We start from the raw sequence: 24,193 nt of genomic DNA, 5'->3' as shown, positions 1-24,193 counted from the left end.
GATTGTCCGCTGTTACGAGTCCCGATGCCCCGGATATATACAGCCGAAGTCATTTTGGATCCATAATCAGGAATAAAGAAGTTCGGTACGTAGCTGCTGAGATCTTTTACCGATTCAATCTGATTTCCTCCAATAGTCTGCGGAGAAAGTATTGTTACGGATCCGGGAAGTTTCCGTAGGTTATTTGTTTCTTTGGTTGATGAGGTTACTACCACTTCATCCATGTGGTAGATTCTAAGAGTATCGGTCGCATTGTCTTGTATTGCTTTCGCATCACAGACAATAAACAAACCTGCAAGGTACAAGGCGAATAAATATAGTTGCTTCATTGTTTTTTGATATTGAATTTACACGCAAAGGAACAAAAAGCAACATTTATCTACAATCACTATTTGTAGTGATTTTAACGTATAACTTCTTTTCGAAGATTACCCATTGAATCGAATGCTTTTCTGCATGAAAATAACAGTGTAAGCACATTTGTGATTAGAGATGATACAAAGATGGTGAGCATAATCAGAATCTGATATTTTATGGCTACCGATGGAGAACTTCCTCCCAAAATCTGTCCGGTCATCATCCCTGGCAAGGACACCAGCCCCATAACGGCGATGGTTGCTATGCTTCGATTCATTGTAACGCGGATGGCTTCACGCATAAAAAGAGCCAGAGCTTCAGTTCTGCTAGCTCCATTAGCCAGAGCAAAACGATAAGTTGTCTGCTGCTTACTTATCCCTTTGTAGAAATTGTTGAGGGAGACAACCATATCTGCCAGTGTGTTGCCGATAAGCATACCTGTGATTGGAATGAAGTATCTTGCATCAAAAATAAAGTCCAGTTTAAGCACGATGCCCAACAGATAAAGATCTACAACGGATAGACTGATTAACACGGAAGCGAAAACAGGCAGCAAAAATAATTTTCGGGACAGCTGTGCCCTGTCGATTACTGTGAAGGCGGTTACTGCAATCATAATAAGCACCCATACAAGGTTAATTACCCAGCTGTTAAGTGTAAATATGAATTCAAGATAGGTTCCAACCATCAACAATTGAATTGTCATCCTACCAACAGCCCAAAGGGTATCTTTAATTAATCCGGTTTTATAGTATGTGAATATTAAAATTGGGATAATCAGTAGTAAGTAACCGCTAATCAGATTAATCCAGCTAATATCTTGTGCACCCATCTGTTATAATTTTATTTGTGTATCCATTAACTCTATCCACCGTAAATCGTGTGAGGCAGATATAATCGTTGTTTCCTTAAATGAGCCAATAAGCTTCGCAACTGCAACAGCCGAATCGTCGTCTAGAGCCGAAGTTGGTTCATCCAATATCATTATCGGCTTGTTGAGCAAAACAACGGAGGCTAATCCGAGACGTTGCTTTTGTCCTCCCGAAACTTCTGATAATTTTTTTGAAAGAATGGATTCGTCTAAAAGCAACAACTTTAGCACTTCATTAATTTTGTGCTTATCAGGTTTCAGGTGCCGGTTATTTTTAAACTCGAAAGGATAGTAAATCAAATCCCCCACTGTGTCTAGATCGAGCGATAATTCCTGAGGCAGGTACGAAATTTCCTGGCGGATTTTGTTTATTGTTGCCGGTGATAATAGCTGATTATTGATCCTTATTTCTCCACAGGCAAGAGGAACAAATCCCATAAGAGCGTTTAGTAAAGAACTTTTACCAGATCCGGATGGACCTGTGAAGACTGCCTTTTCGCCTTTTGATACTTCAAGATTAAACTCCCGAACAGGTTGCTCTTTTTCGTAGCGAATAGTTGTCCCAATAAATTGAATCATATTATATGTTTATAAATCGATATCTTCTGCTGAAATTATTCCATGCATAATGGCATAAAATATAAGTCCGCTCACTGTCTTTATTCCAAGTTTTGCAGTAATATTTTTCCGGTGTGAGAGGACTGTGTTCAGACTAATATTTAGTTTGTCGGCTATTTCTTTGTTAATTGTTCCTTTTACAACGAGTTGAAGAACTTCCACCTCTCTTGCACTAAGCTCTTTGTTGCCTTCGCCGGTCCCCAAATTAGTAACATCGTTTTCAAATAGTTGTTGTATTAGTTCGATAAGAGTTTCCAAGGGAGCCCTTACAGTGAGCAGATTAGTGTAGGCCGACTGACTTGCACCACAAAGTGGACAATCGCTTAAAATAACGGTTTTGCTTTTTCGTGGCAAAAAAAAGTCCACATTGAGTACAAATGTCTCTGAAAGTGTAAAGTAGTAGTCGAAAATATCTCCTCCCGTAGCCATAAAGGATTCGTAGGTTGAGAAGCAATTCGTTTCAACCGGAGCAAAATACTCTGTTAGAATGCTTTGTAGACCCGATGACTGTAAAGTGTCGGGCAGAATGATGGCTATACGCTTGGTGTGATACATAATCGGCTCTCTTATTTACATAATTGTTCCATCGCAAGCGCCATAGGAGCAAGAATACGGTAGCGGATGCGATTGTGTTGCTTGATGTCTTTCTCCAGGCTTTGAATGGAGAATATTACGGCATAGCAAAGATTTTCGTTGTAATCGCCTGATATGTGCTTCACAAGAATGCTCTTTAAATCATAGAGTAAAGCTTCAATACGATCCTCATTTCGTTGAATAGTGCAAAGTTGTAGTTCTTTAATCCCTTCAGATGTTTGCTGAAAATTCAATTTATTGCTAAGAGCCAGGCAATAAGGAAACCATTCTTTCTCATCTTTCTCTATACGCGAAATGAGTTCATCTTTAAATGTAGAGAAAAATTTACCAATCAGCGTTAGTGATGCATTTCCTCTATCACTCATAGAGATAAAGGATGATAGATGTCTCTCTATATTTGGTAGTTGGTAACGGCTGTAATAGATATTGGTCTTGGTAAGATAATCTATGATTTGCGAGGTATGAAACATTTGTAGTTTCTTTTCCGGAAAATACTCTTCATTTAGAAATGTATTAACCACTATGAGAAAGAAATCTGTATCTATCCCATATTCATCGCAAATTTGTATTACTGATTTGTCGCCTAAACCAAGGCGAATCCCAAACCGGGTGATAACTGGAATAAGTGAGGTGTGTTCTTCAACCACCTCACTTAATTTCATTGTCGGATTTACTAACGGCATTTATGCTTTCTCCCATTGTTCACGCAGAAGTTTGAGGGCGGCAGGTAAAACAACCTTTCGGTCGCCTTCGCAACCACATTCAAAACTGACGTATTTGTTATAACCAATCATTTTTAACCCTTTGAATCCATCAATATAGTTATCAGCTTCTCCATCTTCGCCCGGCATGATGCGTCTTTTTCTACTGGCAACATGTACGTGTTGTAAATATTCTCCAGCCGAGATAAAGGCTCCCATATCCGATGTTTCTTCCCAGGTCATATGCCAGAAATCACCCATGCAACGCACTCCCTTGTTGTTTATATCCCTGCAGATAGAGGCGGCATCAGCAACCTGACGTAGATAAAAACACTCCCGCCTGTTTAAAGGTTCAAAAATAACGGTAGTACCATGTTCTGCAGCGTAGTTTCCCATTTCTGTAAATTGTTCACAGAGAAAGTTTCTTGTTTCCATTGTATGTGGAAGCACAGGTACCTGATTGTTGAATGCTGGTACAATGATAACTCCTGTTGAACCTACTTCACCTGCAGCAGCTATGATTTCCTTCATGGTATCCATACACTGTTTTCTGATTTCGGGATTTTCTGATAGGATGAATCCTTTAAAACCAGCACAGATGGCACTTACTTTTATATTACGTCCTTTTAAGGCTTGTTTGATTTCGCCTACACGTCCGGACAGGTTACCTCCACCGAGTTCAATGCCTACAACTCCATTTGCTTCCATAAAATCGAGCTTCTGTTGTAGGTTGTCTCCGGGAGTCAATCCCTCCTGGAGTGAAAGATTGAGTGTAACATTTCCAGATGATACCGGCTGAGCTTGCGAACAAGAGGAGGCAAATACCATCTGACTGCCTCCTGCTGTTGCAATTGCTGCACCGGACAGAGTTGCTCTTAGAAAGTTTCTTCTGTTTAGTGTCATAATCCGGTTATTTTTTTTCTACTGGTTTGCCCGGAACCTGAACAACGAAAGTGCTCATGTCCATCTTGCCCAGATTGAGATCCTTGGGTGTGTAATCAATTGTTGAGGCGGTCATCGCATCCCAGGTAGTTTCTGCTCCTGTATAGGCTGATTCGCGTCCCATGATTGCAGCCATATTGGAAACGGCAGTTTCTTCAGCCTGAGCAATTGGTTTTTTAGAACGAATGTGGGTAATCCAATTGGCATGTTCCAATGTATATGGATCTGTTTGTTTGAAATTGGCTTTTTCAGCTTCACCATCATACTTCCAAACCACATTTCCGGCAAGATCCTTAATTTCCATTGTAGAACTATCCCAAGAGCCTTTAGTTCCCTGTATAAATTCACTTACGTTGGTTGCACAACCGTCTATCTGGCGACACATACTGTGCAAATGTATACCATTTTCCATGGTAAAATCTACACTGAAATTGTCATATTGATCGCCGGTAAGTCTGCGTTGACGCGAGCCAAATGCCACCGCTTTAACCGGTTTAAGTCCGCTAAACCATGTAAACACGTCAATATTATGTACATGTTGTTCTACAATGTGATCTCCAGATAACCATTTCCAGTTTACCCAATCTTTGATCATCCATTCACAATCACTCCATCCGGCCTGACGTTCTTTGTACCATAACATACCCTGATTCCAGTATACAGTACCTCCCGTAATTTCGCCAATAGTACCTTCCATAATCTTTTTGTAGGATTCTACATAACTACGTTGGTGATGACGTTGTGTTCCTGTTACAACACATAGACCTTTAGCTGTTGCCTGCTTGGATGTAGCAACAATAGTACGATATCCGGTAGGATCTACACAGATTGGTTTTTCAAGGAATGAGTGTTTGCCTTTTTCTGTAGCATATTTAAAGTGCTCCGGACGGAACAAGGGAGGAGTCGCGATAATTACTACATCCACTCCACTGTCTATTACCTGTTTGTAAGCATCTAAGCCTACAAAGCATTTATCTGCTGCAATTTCAATGTTTTTTTCGTCTTTCAGCTTTTTTGCAAGACCTTCAACTCTATCCTGAAAAACATCACCAAGGGCAACAATAGTTACTCCATTAGCTGCATTAAGGAAATTGATGGCTGCTCCGGATCCGCGACCGCCGCATCCGATTACACCGGCTTTTAGCTCTTGTCCGTCTATAGCCATGTCGGTTAGTTCAGGAACATAGTAGGTTCCGGCTTCCTTTAATGGTTTGAGAACGTTACTTTCTGTTTTGCCTCCGCCGCAAGAGGTTAAAGCTGCTGTAGCTGCTGCTCCAGCTCCCAGGGTGCCAACGGCTCCCATCAAGGCAGAATTTTTTAAGAAATCTCTTCTGCTGAGATTGTTTTCTTTTTTCATGATCTAAAATAATTAAAGTAACAATTGGTATATAGAATTTATTTAGCTTTAAGAGAAGAATCAGGTTCACAAACAACACGGAAGCCAATGCCTCGTATATCAGAATACCACCAGATGCTTTTTGGTTGCTGTGGATCAGTTTTCAACCATGCATCGTGTTTAGTATAGTCGCGTGATGCTGAACGGAGTTTGGAAGCATCGGAAGTATAATTTCCTCCGCGAACCACCCACTCGGTACCCTCTTTGATAATTGGATCTTTAACACTGGCTCCTCCTTTTTTGTAAGCATCCGGCGAGTATTTGTCTGCACAGTATTCCATTACGTTACCCAACATGTTTTTTAATCCAAATGGGTTGGCTTTAACTGCTGAGGGCTCCTGTGTTTTATTTTTACTGTTTTTGTTATAAATAACATACTCACTTATGATATCTGTATCAGCATCAAAGAATTTTCTCCAGAAACCGATATCGGAATAGTCTTTGGGATCTCCTTCGAAGAAGTAAGGTGTGCTTGTTCCGCCACGTGCAGCATATTCCCATTCGGCTTCAGTTGGAAGCCTATATTTTTTCCCTGTTTTCTTTGACAGCCACTGGCAGAAAGTTTCTGCTGCATAGTGTGTCATAGTTATAGCCGGCCGGCTGCCGCTACCCCATCCCTGATCCGGAAAGCCAAAAGGAGGAGTCGGACCGGATATAGCATCTACATCGGGGTTACTATTGTTTGCATATACGGTTTCAGGAGGAGTTCTTCCCTCACTCATCGTATTGCCGTAGAATGCCCAGTATTGATCCCAGGTAACCTCAACTTCTGCCATAAAGAACGGACTTACTGTCACATTACGGACAGGACCTTCATCCTCACCCCGTAACGGCTCTTTTTCAGGACTACCCATTTTAAAGCTGCCACCCGGGATTGCCTTCATAGACAAGGTAACGGGTGTTCCGGGAATTGTTTCGATGTAATCCTTGAATTCGGTAACAAGCGCAGGCTCTTTGAAAAATGTACTTGAATCAGCCGATGCTCCTGCGAGTCCCGGAATACCGGTCATTTGCGAATGAGCATAATTGGGATTATAGTGACCTGCATCAAGGTGACAACTTATGCATTGCAGATTCAGTTTCTTCTCATTTTCTTCATAGTAAAGATGGGCTGTGATTCCCTTGTCGGTTACCCCTTCAGGAAAAAGATTTTGGTGGCACTCTTTACATGATTCGTTCGGAATGAACGTAACAGCATACTCTAGTTGCGATTTGGCCTCCCAATCAAAATCAGCACTGTCTTTTGTTAAATACCCCCATACATCGCGTATGCCAAGTTTGGCTTTGGCTGTATAATGTGCCCAGGTATTATGCTTAGGTGGTAAGTGACAGTCTACACAGTGAGTCTTAACGCCACTGCCGTTATTTACATGTTTAGACATTTTCCAGCTATCTTCTGCATGAGGATGTACGTGGCACATCATACATGATTCATCTGTTGAAAAATAGACGGATGTCTGGTAGGTTGCCACGATTAATCCTGCTCCCAGGAGAAATCCTGCGAGAAGAAAAAATGACTTCTTTCTATAAAACCTTTGCTTAGGATTATAGCGGTTGGAATTTCTGTGTGTCATCGCTTTTACAGTACTCGAATTTCGTTAGATTTTATTAGATTTAATGAGGGAATAAAAGTAATGATTACACTTTAAATAATGGTGAATGTTAAATACATTTAACGTAAATAAACGTTAAATTATGCTTTTTTATACTTGGGTGGAAAATAGTAAAAAAAAAGAAATTTATTTTGGTCAGAATTAAATCGGTGTAAAACAAAAAAAAACGACAACCTGTGTCGTTTTATGCACGGGTCGAGAGACTCGAACTCCCGACACCTGGTTTTGGAGACCAGTGCTCTACCAACTGAGCTAGACCCGTATTGCGGGTGCAAAAGTAGTTTAATATTTTAATAAAGCAATAGCTTTTAAAAAAAAGAACTTACTTTTGTTATTATTTCTTCATTTAAACCATTATTTCATGCATTTTACACAAGAATTAACTCAGGGAACATTGCTGAAAAGGTACAAAAGATTTTTGGCAGATATAAAATTATCCAATGGAGAGGTTGTTACAGCTCATTGTCCCAATTCAGGCTCCATGAAAACGTGTCTTGAAAATGATGCCCCTGTTCTTTTGTCATATTCATCAAATCCATCCCGAAAAAATGCCTTTACATGGGAGTTGATTTATTTGGATGGTGGATGGGTATGTATCAATACGCAACATGCTAATGCCGTGGCTTTTGAAGCTGTTCAAGCGGGAACAATTCCTTCATTGTCCGGTTTTAACTTAGTAAAACGAGAAGTAACCTTTGGAGACAGTCGTTTTGATCTTTACGCAGAGAGAGGAGATGAGAAATGGTTTATTGAAGTAAAAAGCGTTACTCTTAAGTTAAATGGAGAAGCCTCATTTCCTGATTCGGTCACTACACGCGGACAAAAGCATCTACTCACCCTGGCAGAGGCGAAGAGTCAGGGATACCATACAGCTATGTTGTATGTGCTGATGCGTTCGGATGTGCAATTTTTCCGACCGGCAAAAGAAATTGATCCGGTCTATGCTTCCACACTGAAAGAGGTGGCAAAAAAGGGTGTTGAGGTGATTGTTGCAGGCACCACTATCACTCCCCGGGGAATAATCATAGACAGGGAAATCCCTTTTGAAATTTAATCAGGAGATGCCTTATCAAGCATATAAGGATGCGACCTGTTTTTAATTAATCAGATCGCATCCTTTTTTTGTAATATTCTATACAGTCTCAGTTGGTTTCATAACCACCCCCAGACTATTTTTCCCATCCATCTTCACAACAATAGGACTGTCAAAGCGAACATGACGTAAATACTGTGTCTCTTCCACCGCTGGTTGTTTATTCAGAAAATCTTCGTCAAACCAACCATCTTGTTTAAACGGGTTAACAGTGAAATAACCAACGCCGAATGATGTGAGATTTTGGAAGAAATGAGTTCCCTGACTTGGATCTATACGGTAATTCTCGAGTCCTGATTCCACGATCACACGTGCATTGGATATGTGAGGCCATTTTACCGGGATACCAAGCCACGTATCACTACTTCCCCATCTTCCAGGACCAACCAAAACGTAGTTTTTCTTTTCATCAGTGAACTTTCGGTTCATTTTCTCTATTTCATACGCTATAAGCTGATTGTTGCTGGAATTGAAAGATCCTGTTTTTACATAAATGATATCGTGTACTTCCTTGTCTATTCCATGCCCTAAAACGCTGGTTGAAGAAAGGATGGTGCTTTCATTAGGAACATTGCGTAAATCTTCGTTTATCACCTCTTTATTATCAACAATGGGGCGAACCTGTAATAAATAAAATATTGCTTTACGTGGATCGGAAGGATCCAGATTTACGGCAAACTCTATTTCTATGGGTCTTCCCATTTCTTCCTGACCGGTTTGTAGTACAGCACTAAGTGTTTCGGCTAATGGGAATACATCATGCTGCAGTATATTTACAAAAGAAATAATTTTTCTGCCACCTGGATAATATCCATCTCTTATTATCTGATCATATGGATCGTAAGTAGACGTTATAAATTTAAGAGATCCATCCTGGTCGGCCTCTTTCAGACTTAACTTAAGCAGGTTGAATGCATCGTCAATTGAAAACTGGTCGGCCAGATTTTCCAGATCAAGGGCATAGAAACGTGTCTGAGTCTCGCGCAAAGCGTAATCCATCGAACTCATCTGTAAGATATTGTGCGGATGACGAGGAGAGAAACGCAAGGTAAGCCCCCCGTCAACGATGTATTTACCTAATCCAAGAGCAATGTTGGCTATCCCGTCTTCTGCCCTTTCATTTCCAATCGGATAGAAATTAAGCGAACGTGCTACACCAGAGAAAGTCGGATAGAAGCGATTGTTATATTTGGTGCCAACTACCTCCTGCAAAACAACAGCCATCTTTTCCTGATCAATAAGATTGGATGTTGCTGTCATATAGGCTTTGCTGTCTTTGTAAAATACAGATGCATATACGGCTTTGATCGCATCACTCAACGTGCGCAGCATTTCATATTTATCTTCAAGCTTGGGCACCATATATGTGGCGTAAATACCAGCAAATGGTTGATAATGTGAATCTTCAAGTAGACTCGACGATCGGATGGCAATCGGACTTTTTATAACTTCAAAAAAAGCCATCAGGTCTTCAATCAGTCGTGCAGGCAGACTGGCGCGTAAAAAATACTTTAGTATGGTGTCGTCATCGGCATCACTTAACGCCAACGGATAGAGTTCGTTCGTCTCCATAAACTCATCAAAAATATCCGTACAGATTACGACAGTCCGCGGAATATTGATTTCAAAATTATCCTTACTCCAATTGGGATAACGCTTAACCATGGTCCCTATAAACGCCAGACCACGTCCTTTTCCTCCAAGCGATCCTTCACCTATACGGGCAAAGTTTGAATATTCGTCGAATCGATCTTTTTGGAATACCGCAACAATTCCCGAATTCTTCATGCGTCGGTATTGAACAATCAGATCAAATATTAGTTGTCGCGCCTCATCCATGTCTTTGTAATCACTCACATCCACATCTTTTAGAATAACTGCAGGGGGAAACATGGCACGCGAGAAAAAGAAGCGTGAGAAATGGTTTCTGGATAAGTGGTAAACCAATGAATTATCGGGGATTTCAAAAATCTTTCTCTGCAGGTCTTTTAAGTCCTTGATACGCATGATTTCCTTGCGCGTTTCGGGATTGATAATAAGAAAATCGCCGAACCCAAATCTTTGCATGATTTTTTTTCTCAGATCCTGTGGATAGCTTTTTGAGTTTTTATCAATAAAGGAGGCATTAAGTTCTTCTGCATATACTTTGTTGGACGACTCAGATGATTCTAATACAAATGGGATGATTAATCCGGTTTTTCGTACATATTGACCAAATTTATATCCGGCATAAGGATCTTTTACTCCTTCATGCATGAAACTCATATCTGATATTATCCCAAGAATGTTATCCCGATACTGATCAAATATCCGGACAGCCTCTTCATAATTCCGTGCCAGTTTGATTTTTGGACGTCCTCGCATTCTCAATGTTCTTTGATGTTCATTGAGTGCTTCCTTAGAAAACTCCTGACTTTGCTCCAATACAAATTTGTATAAGTGGGGGAGTGCCGATGAGTAGAATCTTACGGAATCTTCAACCAATAGAATTATTTGTACGCCAACCGAATCCACATCATCTCTGGCATTCATCTTGTCTTCAATCAATTTAATGATGGCAAGCAATAATTCGGAATTACCCAGCCAACTGAACACATAGTCAATCGCCGATAAATCCTCCCCTTCTACTCTTTTAGAAACCTCTTTTGAAAAAGGGGTGAGTACAACAATCGGGATCTCGGGATAGTGTATTTTTATCTCCTTAGCTGCAGCAAAAATATCTCTGTTATCCATGTTTGGCATACAGATAATCAGCTCATAGTTCTTTTTTTTAAGTTCCGTAAGAGCCTCTTCTTCATTTGTTACCTGGGTGAATCGCGGAGGATAACGCAAACTAAGAGATGTATACTCATTAAAAATTTGCTCATCTACACGTCCGTCGTCCTCTAACATAAAGGCATCGTACTTGGTTGCAATAAGCAATATATTATAAATTCGCTTATTCATTAAATTAGCGAACGAGGTGTCTTTGAACACAAGGTTTTTGAAGTCGGGAATACCACTCATAAGATTTAACACTTTAAAGTGTCCAAAAGTAAGCAAAAAACTTGGTTGTTCTATATTTATCCCTACATTTGTGATCAGAATGTTAGTCCTTTTAAACATGTTAACGTTATGAAAACTGAATTTATTTTATCATCATTAGAAGCTAAACACCCCGGAGAAAAGGAGTATTTGCAAGCCGTAAAAGAGGTTTTACTTTCGATAGAAGATGTTTACAATCAGCATCCCGAATTTGAAAAAAACAAGATTGTTGAAAGATTGGTTGAGCCGGATCGCATTTTCACCTTCCGTGTACCCTGGGTAGACGATAAAGGAGAAATTCAGGTTAATCTGGGATATCGGGTGCAGTTTAATAACTCCATTGGACCGTATAAGGGAGGTATACGCTTTCACCCATCCGTAAACTTGTCTATTTTAAAATTTCTGGGTTTCGAACAGACTTTTAAAAACGCACTTACAACATTGCCTATGGGTGGAGCCAAGGGTGGTTCCGACTTTGCACCCCGCGGACGTTCGGATGCCGAAATTATGCGTTTCTGTCAGTCTTTCATCCTCGAATTATGGCGTAATATAGGTCCGGATACCGATGTACCTGCCGGTGATATCGGTGTTGGTGGTCGCGAAGTGGGTTATATGTATGGAATGTACAAGAAGCTTGCCCGCGAAAACACAGGTACATTTACGGGTAAAGGAATGGAATTCGGCGGATCTATACTGAGACCGGAAGCTACAGGTTTTGGCGCATTGTATTTCGTTAAACAAATGTTGGAAACTCATAATATTGATATTAAAGGAAAAACGATTGCCGTTTCCGGATTCGGGAACGTTGCCTGGGGAGCTACCTTAAAGGCCACAGAAATGGGCGGCAAGGTAGTTACTTTATCCGGTCCGGATGGATATATTTACGACCCGGAAGGAATTTCAGGAGATAAAATAGATTATATGCTGGAGCTTCGTAATTCCGGAAATGATATTGTGGCTCCTTATGCGGATGAGTATCCCAATGCAACCTTCTTCCCTGGAAAAAAACCTTGGGAGCAAAAGGTGGATATAGCTTTGCCCTGTGCCACTCAAAATGAATTGGATGCAGATGATGCAAGACTTCTTATCAAAAATAAGACACTTTGTGTAGCTGAAGTATCCAACATGGGATGTACAGCCGAGGCGGTTGATCTGTTTATTGAACACAAGCAATTGTTTGCTCCGGGTAAAGCTGTAAATGCAGGAGGTGTTGCAACTTCCGGACTTGAAATGACACAAAATGCCATGCATATTTCGTGGGAGGCAGCCGAAGTGGATGCAAAACTACATACCATTATGGGTAATATTCATACTCAATGTGTAGAGCATGGTAAAGAAAATGGTTATGTAAATTATGTTAAAGGAGCAAATATTGCCGGATTTATGAAAGTTGCCAGAGCAATGATGGCTCAAGGTGTAATATAACAATTGACTAAAATGAGGCAAGGGGAGTAGGTTATTCAACTTAACTCCCCTTATTTTTTACCAATACTTTATTCTTTTACTTTTCCAGGATTTCTGGCAATATAATCTTTCCAGCCCGAGTATTTTTTATCGCTCACAGGATTATTACTTTGTAAGAAATGGCAAAGTGCTGCTGCAACACCATCGGTTGCATCAAGTTGCGGGAGCATGTTATCCTGGCTAATGTGTAAAATGCGCTGAAGCATTCCTGCAACCTGTTCTTTAGATGCCTGACCGTTGCCTGTGATCGACATCTTTATCTTCAACGGTGCATATTCAAAGATAGGGATATCGCGGCTAAGAGCAGCAGATATAGCTGTGCCTTGTGCACGCCCTAATTTTAGCATACTCTGTACATTTTTACCAAAAAAGGGTGCTTCAATCGCAAGTTCGTCGGGATGGTATTGGTCAATCAGACTTAATACCCGTTCGAAAATTTTTTTCAAGCGTACATAATGATCTTCGTATTTGTTCAATTGAAGTACACCCATGGCCTCCAGGACAGGTTTTTTACCCTCAATCCGGATTATACCGTATCCCATAACAATGGTGCCCGGATCGATTCCTAGTATAATTCTTTCTTTACTCATCTTCCCATTTTATCTCCTCAAGCAGAGTTGTAAATCCGGCTATTTTGGATCCGAATCTGGTAACCATAGCCTGTTGCAGTGCTATGCCTTCCTGTTTTAACCAGAAGTTAAGTGTCTCTGTGTTTTTTACATGAAATTGAATCGCATAGCTTTCTCCTTCGTTTCCTTCGTTCTGCAATACTCTACGTAAACAAGGATTTAACATAAATCCGCTTGAGACAGCTTTAGGTATGTACTCTTTTTTCAGGTAGGTCAAACATTCTTGATGTACCTCATTATCAATATGAAAGGTTGTATTGTAAATTATCATTTCAATTAATTGTAAAAATATTATACAAATATAGTTGTAATATCAGGAAAAGCCTTATATTTGCACTCGAAATTTAAAAAAGGGGGATTAGCTCATCTGGCTAGAGCGCGACACTGGCAGTGTCGAGGTGATCGGTTCGAGTCCGATATTCTCCACTTGGTTAAATAATTGAAAGTTGTTAATGAAAAGCATCCAAACTATGGGTGCTTTTCATTTTTTGTATAAGTCTGAATTCGTTTAAATCAGTTCCAGAACCTCTTCGGCAGAATCAATAATGTAGTGAGGTGCAAATCTTTCCAATTCTTTTCGGGGTCGGAACCCCCATGTTACTCCGGCTCCAATTACACCACTATTACGTACAGTTTCCATGTCAACTCCCGAATCTCCTATGTACAATGTTTCTTCTTTGCCTGCACCAGCTTTTGCCAGGATTTCGTTAACGATGGATGGATCCGGTTTTGGAGGAATGCCTTCCCGCTGGCCTAATACGCTGATGAAAGCAATAGCAGGAAAAAAGTGAGCAACCATTTTCTCCGTTGCATCCTGGTATTTATTTGAAGCAACAGCCAGCTTAAGACCTTTGTTTTGCAATGTATTAAGTAATTCAGCTATGCCCGGATAAGGTTCACTGTAACTGTGTCCATGTTTGTCGTAATGAGGCAAAAACAGGTTGCGAACGCGTAAAATGTTTTCTTCCGTTTTTGCCCCCTCTGGTAGCGCTCTTTCAAAAAGTTTGTTTATTCCATTGCCAACAAATAAATTATAGGCATCGGTTTGATGAGTTGGAAATCCGCATTGACTCAATGCGTAATTTGTACTGTTTGCCAAATCTGCGATGGTATTGATAAGCGTTCCATCCAGATCAAAAATTACTAATTTTATCATTTCTCTGTTTTATGCTAAATACATGGTTGCGGTTTAAAAGAAGTTGTTTACATCTATTTACAGGATGTCTCTGTTTAATCCGAATTTCTCTTCCGAGTGATGTTTCCCGATAGGTTCTATATGAACTACTATATCGTAAACGTTTTCTATATTCTGTTTTATACTAACTTCAACATTGTCGGCAATTTCATGTGCTTCGTTTAGTGTAAGCTCTCCATCTGTTTCAATATCAAGCACTATCATGTACATATTTCCGATCTGACGGGATCTTACCCGGTGCGGATTGCATGCTCCGGGTACTTTTTCTACGGCTTCAAATATTTTATTATAGATGGAGGTGTCTTTTACGCCATCCATCAAGGCAACATTGCTCTCCATGAATATATTTATGGCCGAACGAATAATATATAAGCTGATCAGCAGGCCTGTTATGGAATCGAGTATAGGCATGTCCAGATAGAAGGTGAAAAAGAGCCCCACCAATACTCCGGCAGATATGATCACATCGTTGCGCATATTTTTAGCATTGGCAATCAACATCGGACTCCCGGCCAATTTCCCCTGCCTGAACTGATAATAAGCCAATCCAAGTTTTCCAATGATAGAAAACAGTGTTACATAAATTGCTATAATGGAAGGCAGATCGCGTGGAACAGCAAACAATATATTTTTCCCCGAGGATATTAACATTTGCATGCCTGCAAAGAATATGACAAATGAAAGGACTTTGGCTGCAATTGTATCTGCCTTTTCGTATCCGTAAGCATAATTATTATTGGGTGGTCTGGTTACAATACGTGCAGTAAAAAGGGTGACAATAGAAATTACGACATCTGTTGCCGAGTCTATTCCATCTCCTAAAACCGCGATACTGCCAGCAATGATGCCTACAAATATCTTTGATATAGATAATGCGGCATTGCCAATAATACTGATCCACGACGCCCGAATCAGTATCTTTTCCCTATTTTTCATCCGAATAAAATTTTAGTTTGAAAGGCATGTTCCCAGCAGCGTTTATTATTTATCTCTTCAGAAGCAGATAATTATATGCATGCTCGTTTCATCAATTGCATTTCCTTATTTAAAAAGGAAATGCAAAGATATAATATTTCATGAAAGAATATTCAACTTATTTTGAGATTGATATGTTACATAGATAAAGAGCATTATTTCCCGAATTATATCAGATTATTTAGTTTAGATTATTAATTAGATTGTTTAGAATTTAGGTAGGTTTAGAATTATTATTTTAATTGTTTTTATAGGTTTTGTAGGGGTATTTTTCTTTTAGACACTATTTAGTATGATTATCAAGCTGGTTATTTTAACATGTCTTTTGATGTGCGGAATCTTTTCTTTGGCTCAAAATGAATCCTTTAAATACGCACTTCAGGGAAGGATCACAGATCGTTCTTCCGGAGAATCTCTTTCGCGGGCATCTATTTATATTGTTGAGCAGAAAATCGGGACCGTTGCCGACGACGAAGGTAACTACTCCTTGTTTATAAAAGAACCTGGAATTTACACGGTTCAAATATCTCATATTGGATTTGAGAACAGGACATTGCGTGTTCCTGTATCCGGTTCACATACGTTGGATATTGATCTTAACAGCAATGCATTTCTAAAAGAAATAATCGTTACGGGGAAAAACAGCAGCGATAATATTGCCAGACCTAATCTTGGGGTTGAAAGGCTGAGCATAAGCCAAATCCGTAAACTTCCATCCTTTATGGGAGAGGTAGACCTTATGAAGGCGATACAACTACTGCCGGGTGTACATGCAGGAAATGAAGGTAGTACCGGATTTAGTGTAAGAGGTGGTAATCCGGATCAGAATTTAGTTTTACTAGACAACACAACGGTGTATAATGCATCTCATCTCATGGGCTTTTTTTCCATATTCAATAACGATGTCATTAGTGACCTGGAGCTTTACAAAGGAGATATTCCGGTAAAATATGGAGGCAGACTATCTTCCTTGCTAGATATCCGGACAATAGACCGAATGCCGGAAAGATTAACTGCAACCGGAGGAATTGGCCTTATCTCCAGCAGACTGGTGTTACAGGGACCCATTGGAGAGAAAACCTCCTGGTTGATTGGTGGTAGAAGAAGTTATGCTGATATGATGATCAAACTTTCGGGAGATAAGTCTCTGGAAGAGTTGGTGCTTTATTTCTACGATTTGAATGCAAAAATTAGTCATAGGTTGTCAAGCAGAGATTTTCTTTCGTTCAATGCATACTATGGAAGAGATAATTTCGGTGTAGATGTTTTTGGGGTGAATTATGGCAATACAGCTGCATCACTTACCTTGACTCATACATTTAGTGACAAATTATATGGGAAATACAGTGTAAACTTCAGCAATTACAATTACGGAGTCTTAACTGATATTGAGGGAGCCAGGATACAATGGGATGCCAGTTTGCATGATTTGATGTTGCGTACGGATTATTCTCATTATATAAATAAATACCTTGATTTCTCGTACGGACTTACGGCAACATTTCATCGTTTTGTACCCGGAAATGTTGAAACTCCCGATTATGGAAAATATACCATACCACGTAATCTGGCTATGGAACATGCTGTTTACTGGTCAAATCAACAAGAGTTGTCAGATAAGTTGGTTCTCAGGTATGGTTTAAGATGGACGATGTTTCATAATATTGGAGAAGCAACGGTGTATCGTTATAACGAAAATGATGTTGTTGCAGACTATGTAACGTACAAGTCTGGTCAGATTTATAATAGTTTCAATGCAATTGAACCAAGAGTGGGTTTGATATATAAATTTTCACAAAGCTCTTCATTTAAAGCAAACTATGCACGCAATGTCCAATTTATACAATTGGCAAATAGCTCTTCCTCGGCTTCTCCACTCGATATTTGGTTCTTTTCCGGTCCGAATGTAAAACCTCAGCAGGTTGACATGGTATCTGCCGGATATTTTCAGAATCTGATGAATAATACATTGGAGGCTTCCCTGGAGGTTTACTATAAACAGATGAATAATGTAATTGACTTTAAAGACCATGCAGATCTCATTTTGAATAAGCAGCTCGAAAAAGAACTCAGGATTGGTAAAGGAAAGGCTTATGGTATTGAACTGATGTGAAGAAGAACAGCGGTCGGATCAATGGATTTGTAAATTATACCTATTCGCATGCTGAACGTACCATCCCGGGTATAAATGATGGGAAGACGTACTTATCACCTTACGATAAACCTCATAACCTTAAGATAGCGCTAAACTATGAGTTGTCAGACAAATTTAGCCTTTCTGCTACATGGATTTATACAACAGGTTCGCCAATAACCTATCCGAGCGGCCGCTTTGGAATTAAAAATGAATATTTCCCGATTTATTCGGGAAGGAATGATTCCCGCCGACCGGATTATCACCGGCTGGACCTCTCTTTTAACTACAAACCGAATCCAAAGTCAGCCAAAAGATGGAAGAGTGAATGGAATATTTCCATTTATAATGCGTACGATCGTAACAATCCTTACATGATAACGTACGGATACGATCATAAATCCGGAATTCCATACGCTGAAAGTACGTATCTGTTTGGAGTCTTACCATCCATAACTTACAATTTTAAATTCTGAGCTTATGCGTACACTATTTATATGTATGGGTATACTTTTATCTTCTTGTACAGAAATGATAGAGGTTCAAACCAACGATACAGATCCTGTATTGGTTGTGTATGGATCGGTTACAACCGAAACCAGCTACCAGACCATCGAAATAAGCCGTTCAGCACCTTATTTTAAGAACGATTCAAATTTACAGATTTCCGATGCCAAAGTCACCATAGAATCAACAGACGGCAAGCAGGTTTGGAAGTTAAAAGAGCTGGCTCGCAAGAAAGGAGTATATCAGACCGAACGTAAAGTGGCTGGAATAGTAGGTCTTACCTATAATCTTCGCATAGCATACGATTTCAATAACGACGGAGCGGATGAAATGTATAATGCTTCCACCAGCATAAAGGAGCCATTCCGTATCGATTCGCTTCAGATTAATTCGATGCGTGTACTGGGGCGTCATTATTATACCATCAATCTCTTTGCGCAAGAGCCTTTGGGACCCGATTACTATGTTTCCCGATTTTATATCAATGGAGGTTTGGCAACCGTAATGATTACGTGGCTTATGGCATTCGACGATAAACTAATTGATGGTAAATACCTCAACGGATTGCTGGTATATACATTCTCCGATCAGAACAATCAGGGCGAATACGACCCCAATAAAGTATTGTTTGTCCAGTCGGGCGATACGGTTGCAGTAGAAATTGATAGAGTGGAGAAGGGGTATTACGACTTTATAACCCAGTGCAAGAGTTCCGTCAACGGAGAGAATCCCTTTTTTGGAGGGCCGCCATCCAATATTGTAACCAACCTTACCAATGGAGCAGTCGGCTATTTTGCAGGATATGCCCCCTCCAGAAAGAGTGTAATTGTTCCCTGATGGTTAGCAGTCAATCAGTTTACAAATACAACAGGGAAATATTCTTCAAATAATTTGCGTACATGGTCCAGTTGTTCAGGTGTATTTTCTTTTACCCCTTTAAGCAGATAGGGTTTCTTCAGTGCTTCATATTTATGAGCACCCAACGTATGATAAGGTAATATTTCAATGCGTTTTATCATTGAATACGACTGAAAGTGCTGACCCATGGCGCGTATGTCTGCTTCAAAATCCGTATGTCCGGGTACAAGCACATAGCGAATCCACATCGGAATATTGTTAGCCTGCAAATAGGCCGCAGTTTCGAGGGTGAAATTATTTTCCCGTCCAGTGATTCGAAAATGACGTTCGGGATTAAATTCCTTAATATCCAGCAATACCAGATCCGTCAGCCTAAACAGCTCCTTGCTGTAATCATTTAAAACACTTCCATTGCTATCCAGACAAATGTGGATGCCCTCTTCTTTCAATCGTCTGAACAGAGGTATCAGTGCTTTTGCCTGTAGAGTAGGCTCGCCTCCGGAAAAGGTTATTCCTCCTTTTTTACCAAAAAATGCCTTCTGACTAAGGGCCATGCGCACAATCTCTTCAGCTTCGGTAGGTTTTCCGCCTTTTAAGGGTATTGTATCCGGATTCGCACAATACAAACACCGGAAGTTACAGCCCTGCAAAAAAACTACCAATCGTAGTCCCGGGCCATCAAATGTGCCCATCGACTCGTAAGAATGTACATTTATCATCATATCTGCATTATAAAGAAAAGAGAAGGACAGCCTTCTGGACTGTCCTTCAGCTATAATATATTTAGAATCTTTCGTGGAAACTTCTTGACAGAACTTCCAGCTGATGTTCGCGGCTCAATCGAACAAAGTTCACAGCATAACCAGAAACGCGGATTGTAAGCTGAGGATAATTCTCAGGATGTTCCATCGCATCTTCCAACATGGCACGATTTAATACGTTCACATTCAGGTGATGCGCTTTTTTGGAGAAATAACCGTCCATCATGGATACCAGATTATCTACGCGATCTTCGGGAGTTACTCCTAAAGAACGTGGAACGATCGAGAATGTATTACTTACGCCATCCTGTGCATCATCATAATTGATTTTTGATACCGAAGATAATGAAGCAATAGCACCCTTCTCATCACGTCCGTGCATCGGATTTGCACCCGGAGCAAAGGCTACACCTTTAAGACGTCCGTCGGGAGTGGCACCTGTTTTCTTTCCATACATCACATTCGAGGTAATTGTAAGGATTGAAAGCGTAGGACGTGCATTTTTATATACAGGCAGTTCATTCAACAAATCGCTGAAATACTGAGTAATACCAACGGCCATTGAATCCACTCTGTCATCGTCGTTACCGTAATAAGGGAATTCACCCTCAATATCGAAACCTTCCGTCAGACCGATGTCATTACGTTTAGCTTTCACTTTAGCATATTTGATTGCAGAAAGCGAGTCGGCTACAATAGACAGACCTGCAGCACCATAGGCAAGGTTGATACGGGGATTGGTATCAATAAATGCCATCTGTGCCTTTTCGTAATAATATTTGTCGTGCATGTAATGAATAATATTCATCGCATCATTATATACACGTGCAATTTCTTTCAGTACCTTTTTGTAATTGGCCATCACCTCTTCATAGTCCAGCACATCGCTATTTAATTGAGGGATATCCTTAACCATTACGGTACCTGTGTTTTCGCAACGTCCCCCATTTATTGCAAGCAATAACGCCTTGGCAAGGTTGGTACGAGCTCCGAAAAACTGGATCTGCCGACCAATATCCTGGAATGAAACGCAGCAAGCAATGCCATAGTCATCACTGTGACGGATATCACGCATCAAGTCGTCGTTTTCGTATTGAACAGACGATGTGTCGATGGAAACCTGTGCACAGAAGTTCTTGAAACCTTCGGGCAGTTGCGGAGACCAAAGTACAGTCATGTTCGGTTCCGGAGACGGTCCCAGGTTGTATAAAGTCTGCAGGAATCGGAAGGAAGTTTTTGTTACTTTATGACGGCCGTCGTTCAATCGTCCACCAATCGATTCGGTAACCCAGGTTGGATCGCCGGCAAAAATTTCGTTGTATGAATTCATACGGAGGTGACGAACCATACGCAATTTAATTACAAACTGGTCAATCAACTCCTGAGCAAACGATTCGTCGATAGTGCCGTTCTTCAAATCATGCTCAATGTAGATATCAAGGAAAGAGGAAACATTACCCAATGACATCGCAGCACCATCCTGTTCTTTAACCGCAGCCAGGTAAGCCATGTAAACCCATTGAACAGCTTCCTGAGCTGTATAAGCCGGACGGGTCAGATCCAAACCGTAATATTCGCCTAAAACTTTAATTTCCTTAAGAGCTTTGATCTGGTCGCTAACCTCTTCACGCAAACGAATGCGGGCTTCAGTCATCGGGCCTGTCAGATTAGCCAGATCCTGTTTCTTAGCCTCAATTAAACGATCCAGACCATACAATGCCAATCGGCGGTAGTCACCAATAATACGGCCACGTGCATAGTTGTCAGGCAGACCTGTTAAGAAACCCAACGAACGGAAAGAGCGGATTTCGTCATTATAAACGTCAAACACACCATCGTTGTGTGTTTTACGATAATGAGTAAAGATATCCTTTACCTTTTCATCTACTTCCAATCCATTTTCGCTGCAAGCCTTTGCAACCACATTGATACCTCCAAACGGTTTGATGGCTCTGCGCAGCAATTCGTCTGTCTGCAAACCCACGATCAACTCGTTTTCTTTATCAATATATCCTGCTTTATGAGAAGAAATGGTAGAAACTGTTTTGTTGTCAATTGAACGGACGCCGTTGTTAGCTCGTTCTTCGGCAAGAGCAGCAAGGCATACAGACCAGATGCGTTTTGTACGCTCGGTTGGTCCTGCAAGGAAAGAAGCATCCCCATCATACGGAGTGATGTTCCTCATTACGAAATCCCTTACATTAACCTCCTTACTCCAAATACCATCAGCAAAGTTTTTGTTTAATTCCATAAAATTATAACTATGATCTTAATAATTGATAGTCTTATATCTTCGAGACTACAAAAATAAGCGTTTTAGAGCAGATTTTGTTCATTTATGCTAATAAATAGTGTTATAAAACATAAATAAAAAGGTTGCAGGTTAATTAAAATAAATACATGAGTTAAACTGTAAATAATATCTTGTTGTTTCTTAATTACTTAGGATTAATAAGGTGCAAAGATGAAAAATTGTTTACAAAATATCATTGTGTTTTCAAAAAAAGTTCTACCTTTGCAGAGCTTTTGAAAAGCAGCGCAATCGAAGCGTCATTTGGAGAGATGGCAGAGTGGTCGATCGCGGCGGTCTTGAAAACCGTTGAACTGAGAGGTTCCGGGGGTTCGAATCCCTCTCTCTCCGCAACAAAGGGTGTAAATTTAGCAGTTATGCGATTTACACCCTTTTTTTTATCCCCAAAAGTCATGGGTAGAGAATAAGATGAGGTTGACTGAAGGAGTCTCTTTGCAAACGGTTATAAAGCCAATTCCTTTATTTCTCTGATGTGGAGGTGCAGGTGATCAAGGTAGCCATCAATCATCTCTTTTAGTGTAACTTTTGTCCCTTCAAAGTCGCACCAGTAGCTGTCCAGCTTCGATAGATCTACGGAATTAATCACCTGGATGATGTGAAGATTAAAAAACTTCCACAGTTGAATCAGGTTTTCCCAATCGGCATTTTGATAATCTTGTAAAGCGATCCACAAATCATTGTCCTGGCGATAGTCGGGAAAGAAAAGTAAGTCTTTACAATATTGCAGCCTAACCATGCGCTGGTGATTGTTAGAGGCCGAATCTACCAGGTGGCCCAGTATCTGTTTGATAGACCGATTCTGGCTGTTCCGCCTGAGGGTAATCACATCAACCGGCAGAGCACTTAAGAAGCCCTCTTCCGCATCAATTACTTTTTTAATGCCGTCGGTTATTAGTTTAAAATCATTTCCTTGCATAACATTCTCAAATTTGTATTAATAATTGGTCTTTACTCATTCTTACAACTTTGCATTTTCAACCTACTTCATCCATTTGTCGGCAAAGTTTAAATAACATTGCCAGTCAAAATCAGTTACATCATGTACACCAGTACGGATATGGTATCCAACGCGGGATATTACAGGCGTATTCAATGCGGGCATCTCTTCGGAAGGAAGTCCTTCGTAGCCGTACAAACGGTAAACTTCACCGGCATGGAATGCTGAGAGATATTCACCTTTCGGGTCGGCCCACCGATCATCAACGGCACTGGCAACATATACGGGCCGCGGAGCAATCAAGGCAATCAGTTCGTGCTGGTCGAAGGGCAGGGATTGTTCATTATTGGCAAATCTGCTGAAGTTCGGACAAAACCAATGTGGAAAGCTATTTGTAATAACTGCAACTGTTTCGCCGTATGCCCGTTTGGATAAGGCAGCTCCGCCGCATCCCGATTCATTCGAAATGACGATGGCAAAACGTTGGTCTTGCGCACCGGCCCAGAGGGCAGCTTTTCCATGGCGCGAATGTCCCATCAGGGCAATCCTTTTCGCATCAATGCGAGAATCCGTTTCAAAGTAATCCATAGCACGACTCATACCCCACGCCCAGGCACCGATAGCTTGCCAGCTGTCACCTTCCAGAGGCTGTCCCGGATCGTATCCCAACAGCGGAAGTATACTTTCCGCATGCTTATCTTTTTCGTCGTAAAAGATGTCGTGGTAGCAGGCAGTAGCTACTCCGTACCCTTTTGAAATAATCATTTCGATGGGCCAGCGGCGTACTTTAAGCCCTCTTTTGTTTTCCGATGTATGGTTGCTGAACAGAATGCCCGGATCAGTGCTTACCGTCTGGTTTCCATCAAAATTGTATGCGAAAAACAGGGGAACTTTCCCTTTTATATGATTGGGAAGATAGATTAACATCAGCATGCTCCGCACAGTGTTGCCGTTGGAAAAGCTGATCCGTAGTTGCTTGCAGGTTGCTTTACCATCCAGCGCATTGGCATCTACCGAAACAACCTCATAAGAAGTGGTAAATGGAGAACCGGGCGTTTTTCCGAACATCTGCGAAGAAAACATCTCCAGTATTTCCGGACGGCGGATAGACTCCCACTGCTTTATAGATTTAATCTGCTTTCCTTTTGCCGAAACCAGGAGCGGCGGCAACTCATAAACAGGAACTTTGGATTCATCGTAGTTAGGTTCAATC

At 40.7% G+C, this 24,193-nt stretch carries 22 protein-coding genes and 3 tRNA genes; 7 read left to right on the top strand and 18 right to left on the bottom strand.

The genetic code is table 11. The features are described 5' to 3' along the window. The 9 genes from AB7E53_RS06895 to AB7E53_RS06855 form a co-directional block, all read right to left on the bottom strand. Positions 1-329, bottom strand: a 329-nt coding sequence (locus tag AB7E53_RS06895; protein ID WP_446774874.1) for a TonB-dependent receptor plug domain-containing protein, incomplete at its 3' end; no start/stop codon positions are given. 74 nt (positions 330-403) lie between these two features. Then, on the bottom strand, positions 404-1,189 hold the full coding sequence (locus AB7E53_RS06890; RefSeq protein WP_179398897.1) for an ABC transporter permease: 786 nt from the start codon (positions 1,187-1,189) through the stop codon (positions 404-406). A 3-nt stretch (positions 1,190-1,192) separates the two neighbouring features. Next, on the bottom strand, positions 1,193-1,807 hold the full coding sequence (locus AB7E53_RS06885; RefSeq protein ID WP_446774872.1) for an ABC transporter ATP-binding protein: 615 nt from the start codon (positions 1,805-1,807) through the stop codon (positions 1,193-1,195). Positions 1,808-1,816: 9 nt separating this feature from the next. Next, positions 1,817-2,401 carry a response regulator transcription factor gene (locus AB7E53_RS06880; RefSeq protein ID WP_446774871.1) on the bottom strand — a complete coding sequence of 195 codons (585 nt, stop codon included), beginning with the start codon at positions 2,399-2,401 and terminating at the stop codon, positions 1,817-1,819. Between the two features lie 11 nt (positions 2,402-2,412). Next, positions 2,413-3,102 carry a helix-turn-helix transcriptional regulator gene (locus AB7E53_RS06875; RefSeq protein WP_446774869.1) on the bottom strand — a complete coding sequence of 230 codons (690 nt, stop codon included), beginning with the start codon at positions 3,100-3,102 and terminating at the stop codon, positions 2,413-2,415. A 21-nt stretch (positions 3,103-3,123) separates the two neighbouring features. Continuing rightward, complete coding sequence (locus tag AB7E53_RS06870) at positions 3,124-3,969, bottom strand: sugar phosphate isomerase/epimerase family protein (protein WP_371689635.1); 846 nt, start codon at positions 3,967-3,969, stop codon at positions 3,124-3,126. A gap of 82 nt (positions 3,970-4,051) precedes the next feature. Beyond that, positions 4,052-5,440, bottom strand: coding sequence for a Gfo/Idh/MocA family protein (locus tag AB7E53_RS06865; protein WP_079683407.1), 1,389 nt, complete (start codon positions 5,438-5,440; stop codon positions 4,052-4,054). A gap of 38 nt (positions 5,441-5,478) precedes the next feature. After that, positions 5,479-7,053, bottom strand: a complete 1,575-nt coding sequence (locus AB7E53_RS06860; protein ID WP_446771130.1) for an SUMF1/EgtB/PvdO family nonheme iron enzyme — start codon at positions 7,051-7,053, stop codon at positions 5,479-5,481. Positions 7,054-7,281: 228 nt separating this feature from the next. Continuing rightward, positions 7,282-7,354, bottom strand: a tRNA-Trp gene (locus AB7E53_RS06855). A 99-nt stretch (positions 7,355-7,453) separates the two neighbouring features. Between AB7E53_RS06855 and sfsA the strand changes: the two genes are divergently transcribed. Next, positions 7,454-8,146 (top strand): DNA/RNA nuclease SfsA, encoded by a 693-nt coding sequence (gene sfsA, locus AB7E53_RS06850; RefSeq protein WP_446771129.1) that lies wholly within the window; start codon positions 7,454-7,456, stop codon positions 8,144-8,146. Between the two features lie 78 nt (positions 8,147-8,224). Here sfsA and AB7E53_RS06845 read toward each other — a convergent pair whose 3' ends face one another. Then, positions 8,225-11,191, bottom strand: coding sequence for a PEP/pyruvate-binding domain-containing protein (locus AB7E53_RS06845; protein ID WP_446774866.1), 2,967 nt, complete (start codon positions 11,189-11,191; stop codon positions 8,225-8,227). A 108-nt stretch (positions 11,192-11,299) separates the two neighbouring features. On the opposite strand from AB7E53_RS06845, the gene gdhA reads away from it, so the two are divergent. Further along, complete coding sequence (gdhA, locus tag AB7E53_RS06840; protein WP_079683410.1) at positions 11,300-12,634, top strand: NADP-specific glutamate dehydrogenase; 1,335 nt, start codon at positions 11,300-11,302, stop codon at positions 12,632-12,634. 68 nt (positions 12,635-12,702) lie between these two features. On the opposite strand, the gene ruvC is transcribed toward gdhA, so the two are convergent. Both ruvC and AB7E53_RS06830 read right to left on the bottom strand, forming a co-directional pair. Beyond that, positions 12,703-13,263, bottom strand: coding sequence for a crossover junction endodeoxyribonuclease RuvC (gene ruvC / locus AB7E53_RS06835; RefSeq protein ID WP_079683411.1), 561 nt, complete (start codon positions 13,261-13,263; stop codon positions 12,703-12,705). Next, complete coding sequence (locus AB7E53_RS06830; RefSeq protein ID WP_079683412.1) at positions 13,256-13,573, bottom strand: DUF4286 family protein; 318 nt, start codon at positions 13,571-13,573, stop codon at positions 13,256-13,258. The genes ruvC and AB7E53_RS06830 overlap by 8 nt, the downstream gene beginning before the upstream one ends. Positions 13,574-13,654: 81 nt before the next feature. On the opposite strand from AB7E53_RS06830, the gene AB7E53_RS06825 reads away from it, so the two are divergent. After that, positions 13,655-13,728, top strand: a tRNA-Ala gene (locus tag AB7E53_RS06825). Between the two features lie 82 nt (positions 13,729-13,810). Here AB7E53_RS06825 and AB7E53_RS06820 read toward each other — a convergent pair. Both AB7E53_RS06820 and AB7E53_RS06815 read right to left on the bottom strand, forming a co-directional pair. Next, a complete protein-coding gene (locus AB7E53_RS06820; protein WP_446774865.1) occupies positions 13,811-14,458 on the bottom strand; it encodes an HAD family hydrolase in 648 nt (215 codons plus the stop codon). A gap of 57 nt (positions 14,459-14,515) precedes the next feature. Then, complete coding sequence (locus AB7E53_RS06815) at positions 14,516-15,433, bottom strand: cation diffusion facilitator family transporter (RefSeq protein WP_446774863.1); 918 nt, start codon at positions 15,431-15,433, stop codon at positions 14,516-14,518. 367 nt (positions 15,434-15,800) lie between these two features. On the opposite strand from AB7E53_RS06815, the gene AB7E53_RS06810 reads away from it, so the two are divergent. From AB7E53_RS06810 to AB7E53_RS06800, 3 genes are read left to right on the top strand one after another with little or no spacing between them, the layout of a single operon-like run. Then, complete coding sequence (locus tag AB7E53_RS06810) at positions 15,801-17,585, top strand: TonB-dependent receptor (RefSeq protein WP_446774862.1); 1,785 nt, start codon at positions 15,801-15,803, stop codon at positions 17,583-17,585. After that, positions 17,582-18,082: a hypothetical protein gene (locus AB7E53_RS06805; RefSeq protein WP_446774860.1), complete on the top strand. Its 501-nt coding sequence runs from the start codon at positions 17,582-17,584 to the stop codon at positions 18,080-18,082. The genes AB7E53_RS06810 and AB7E53_RS06805 overlap by 4 nt, the downstream gene beginning before the upstream one ends. 4 nt (positions 18,083-18,086) lie before the next feature. Further along, positions 18,087-18,950, top strand: coding sequence for a DUF4249 domain-containing protein (locus tag AB7E53_RS06800; protein WP_446774858.1), 864 nt, complete (start codon positions 18,087-18,089; stop codon positions 18,948-18,950). Positions 18,951-18,964: 14 nt separating this feature from the next. Here AB7E53_RS06800 and pflA read toward each other — a convergent pair whose 3' ends face one another. Both pflA and pflB read right to left on the bottom strand, forming a co-directional pair. Further along, positions 18,965-19,690, bottom strand: coding sequence for a pyruvate formate-lyase-activating protein (gene pflA / locus AB7E53_RS06795; protein ID WP_446774882.1), 726 nt, complete (start codon positions 19,688-19,690; stop codon positions 18,965-18,967). 64 nt (positions 19,691-19,754) lie between these two features. Next, a complete protein-coding gene (gene pflB, locus AB7E53_RS06790) occupies positions 19,755-21,983 on the bottom strand; it encodes a formate C-acetyltransferase (protein ID WP_079683417.1) in 2,229 nt (742 codons plus the stop codon). A 305-nt stretch (positions 21,984-22,288) separates the two neighbouring features. Here pflB and AB7E53_RS06785 point away from each other — a divergent pair. Further along, positions 22,289-22,373: transfer RNA gene (locus AB7E53_RS06785), tRNA-Ser, on the top strand. A 112-nt stretch (positions 22,374-22,485) separates the two neighbouring features. Here AB7E53_RS06785 and AB7E53_RS06780 read toward each other — a convergent pair. Beyond that, positions 22,486-22,959, bottom strand: a complete 474-nt coding sequence (locus AB7E53_RS06780) for a DinB family protein (RefSeq protein WP_446773438.1) — start codon at positions 22,957-22,959, stop codon at positions 22,486-22,488. A 63-nt stretch (positions 22,960-23,022) separates the two neighbouring features. Next, positions 23,023-24,193, bottom strand: a 1,171-nt coding sequence (locus AB7E53_RS06775; protein WP_446774856.1) for an alpha/beta hydrolase family protein, incomplete at its 5' end; no start/stop codon positions are given.

This window comes from Macellibacteroides sp., from assembly GCF_050251695.1.
Classification (GTDB): Bacteria; Bacteroidota; Bacteroidia; order Bacteroidales; family Tannerellaceae; genus Macellibacteroides; species Macellibacteroides fermentans.
Note: the sequence above shows the minus strand (reverse complement) of the source record. Positions and strands in the feature narration are given on the sequence as shown.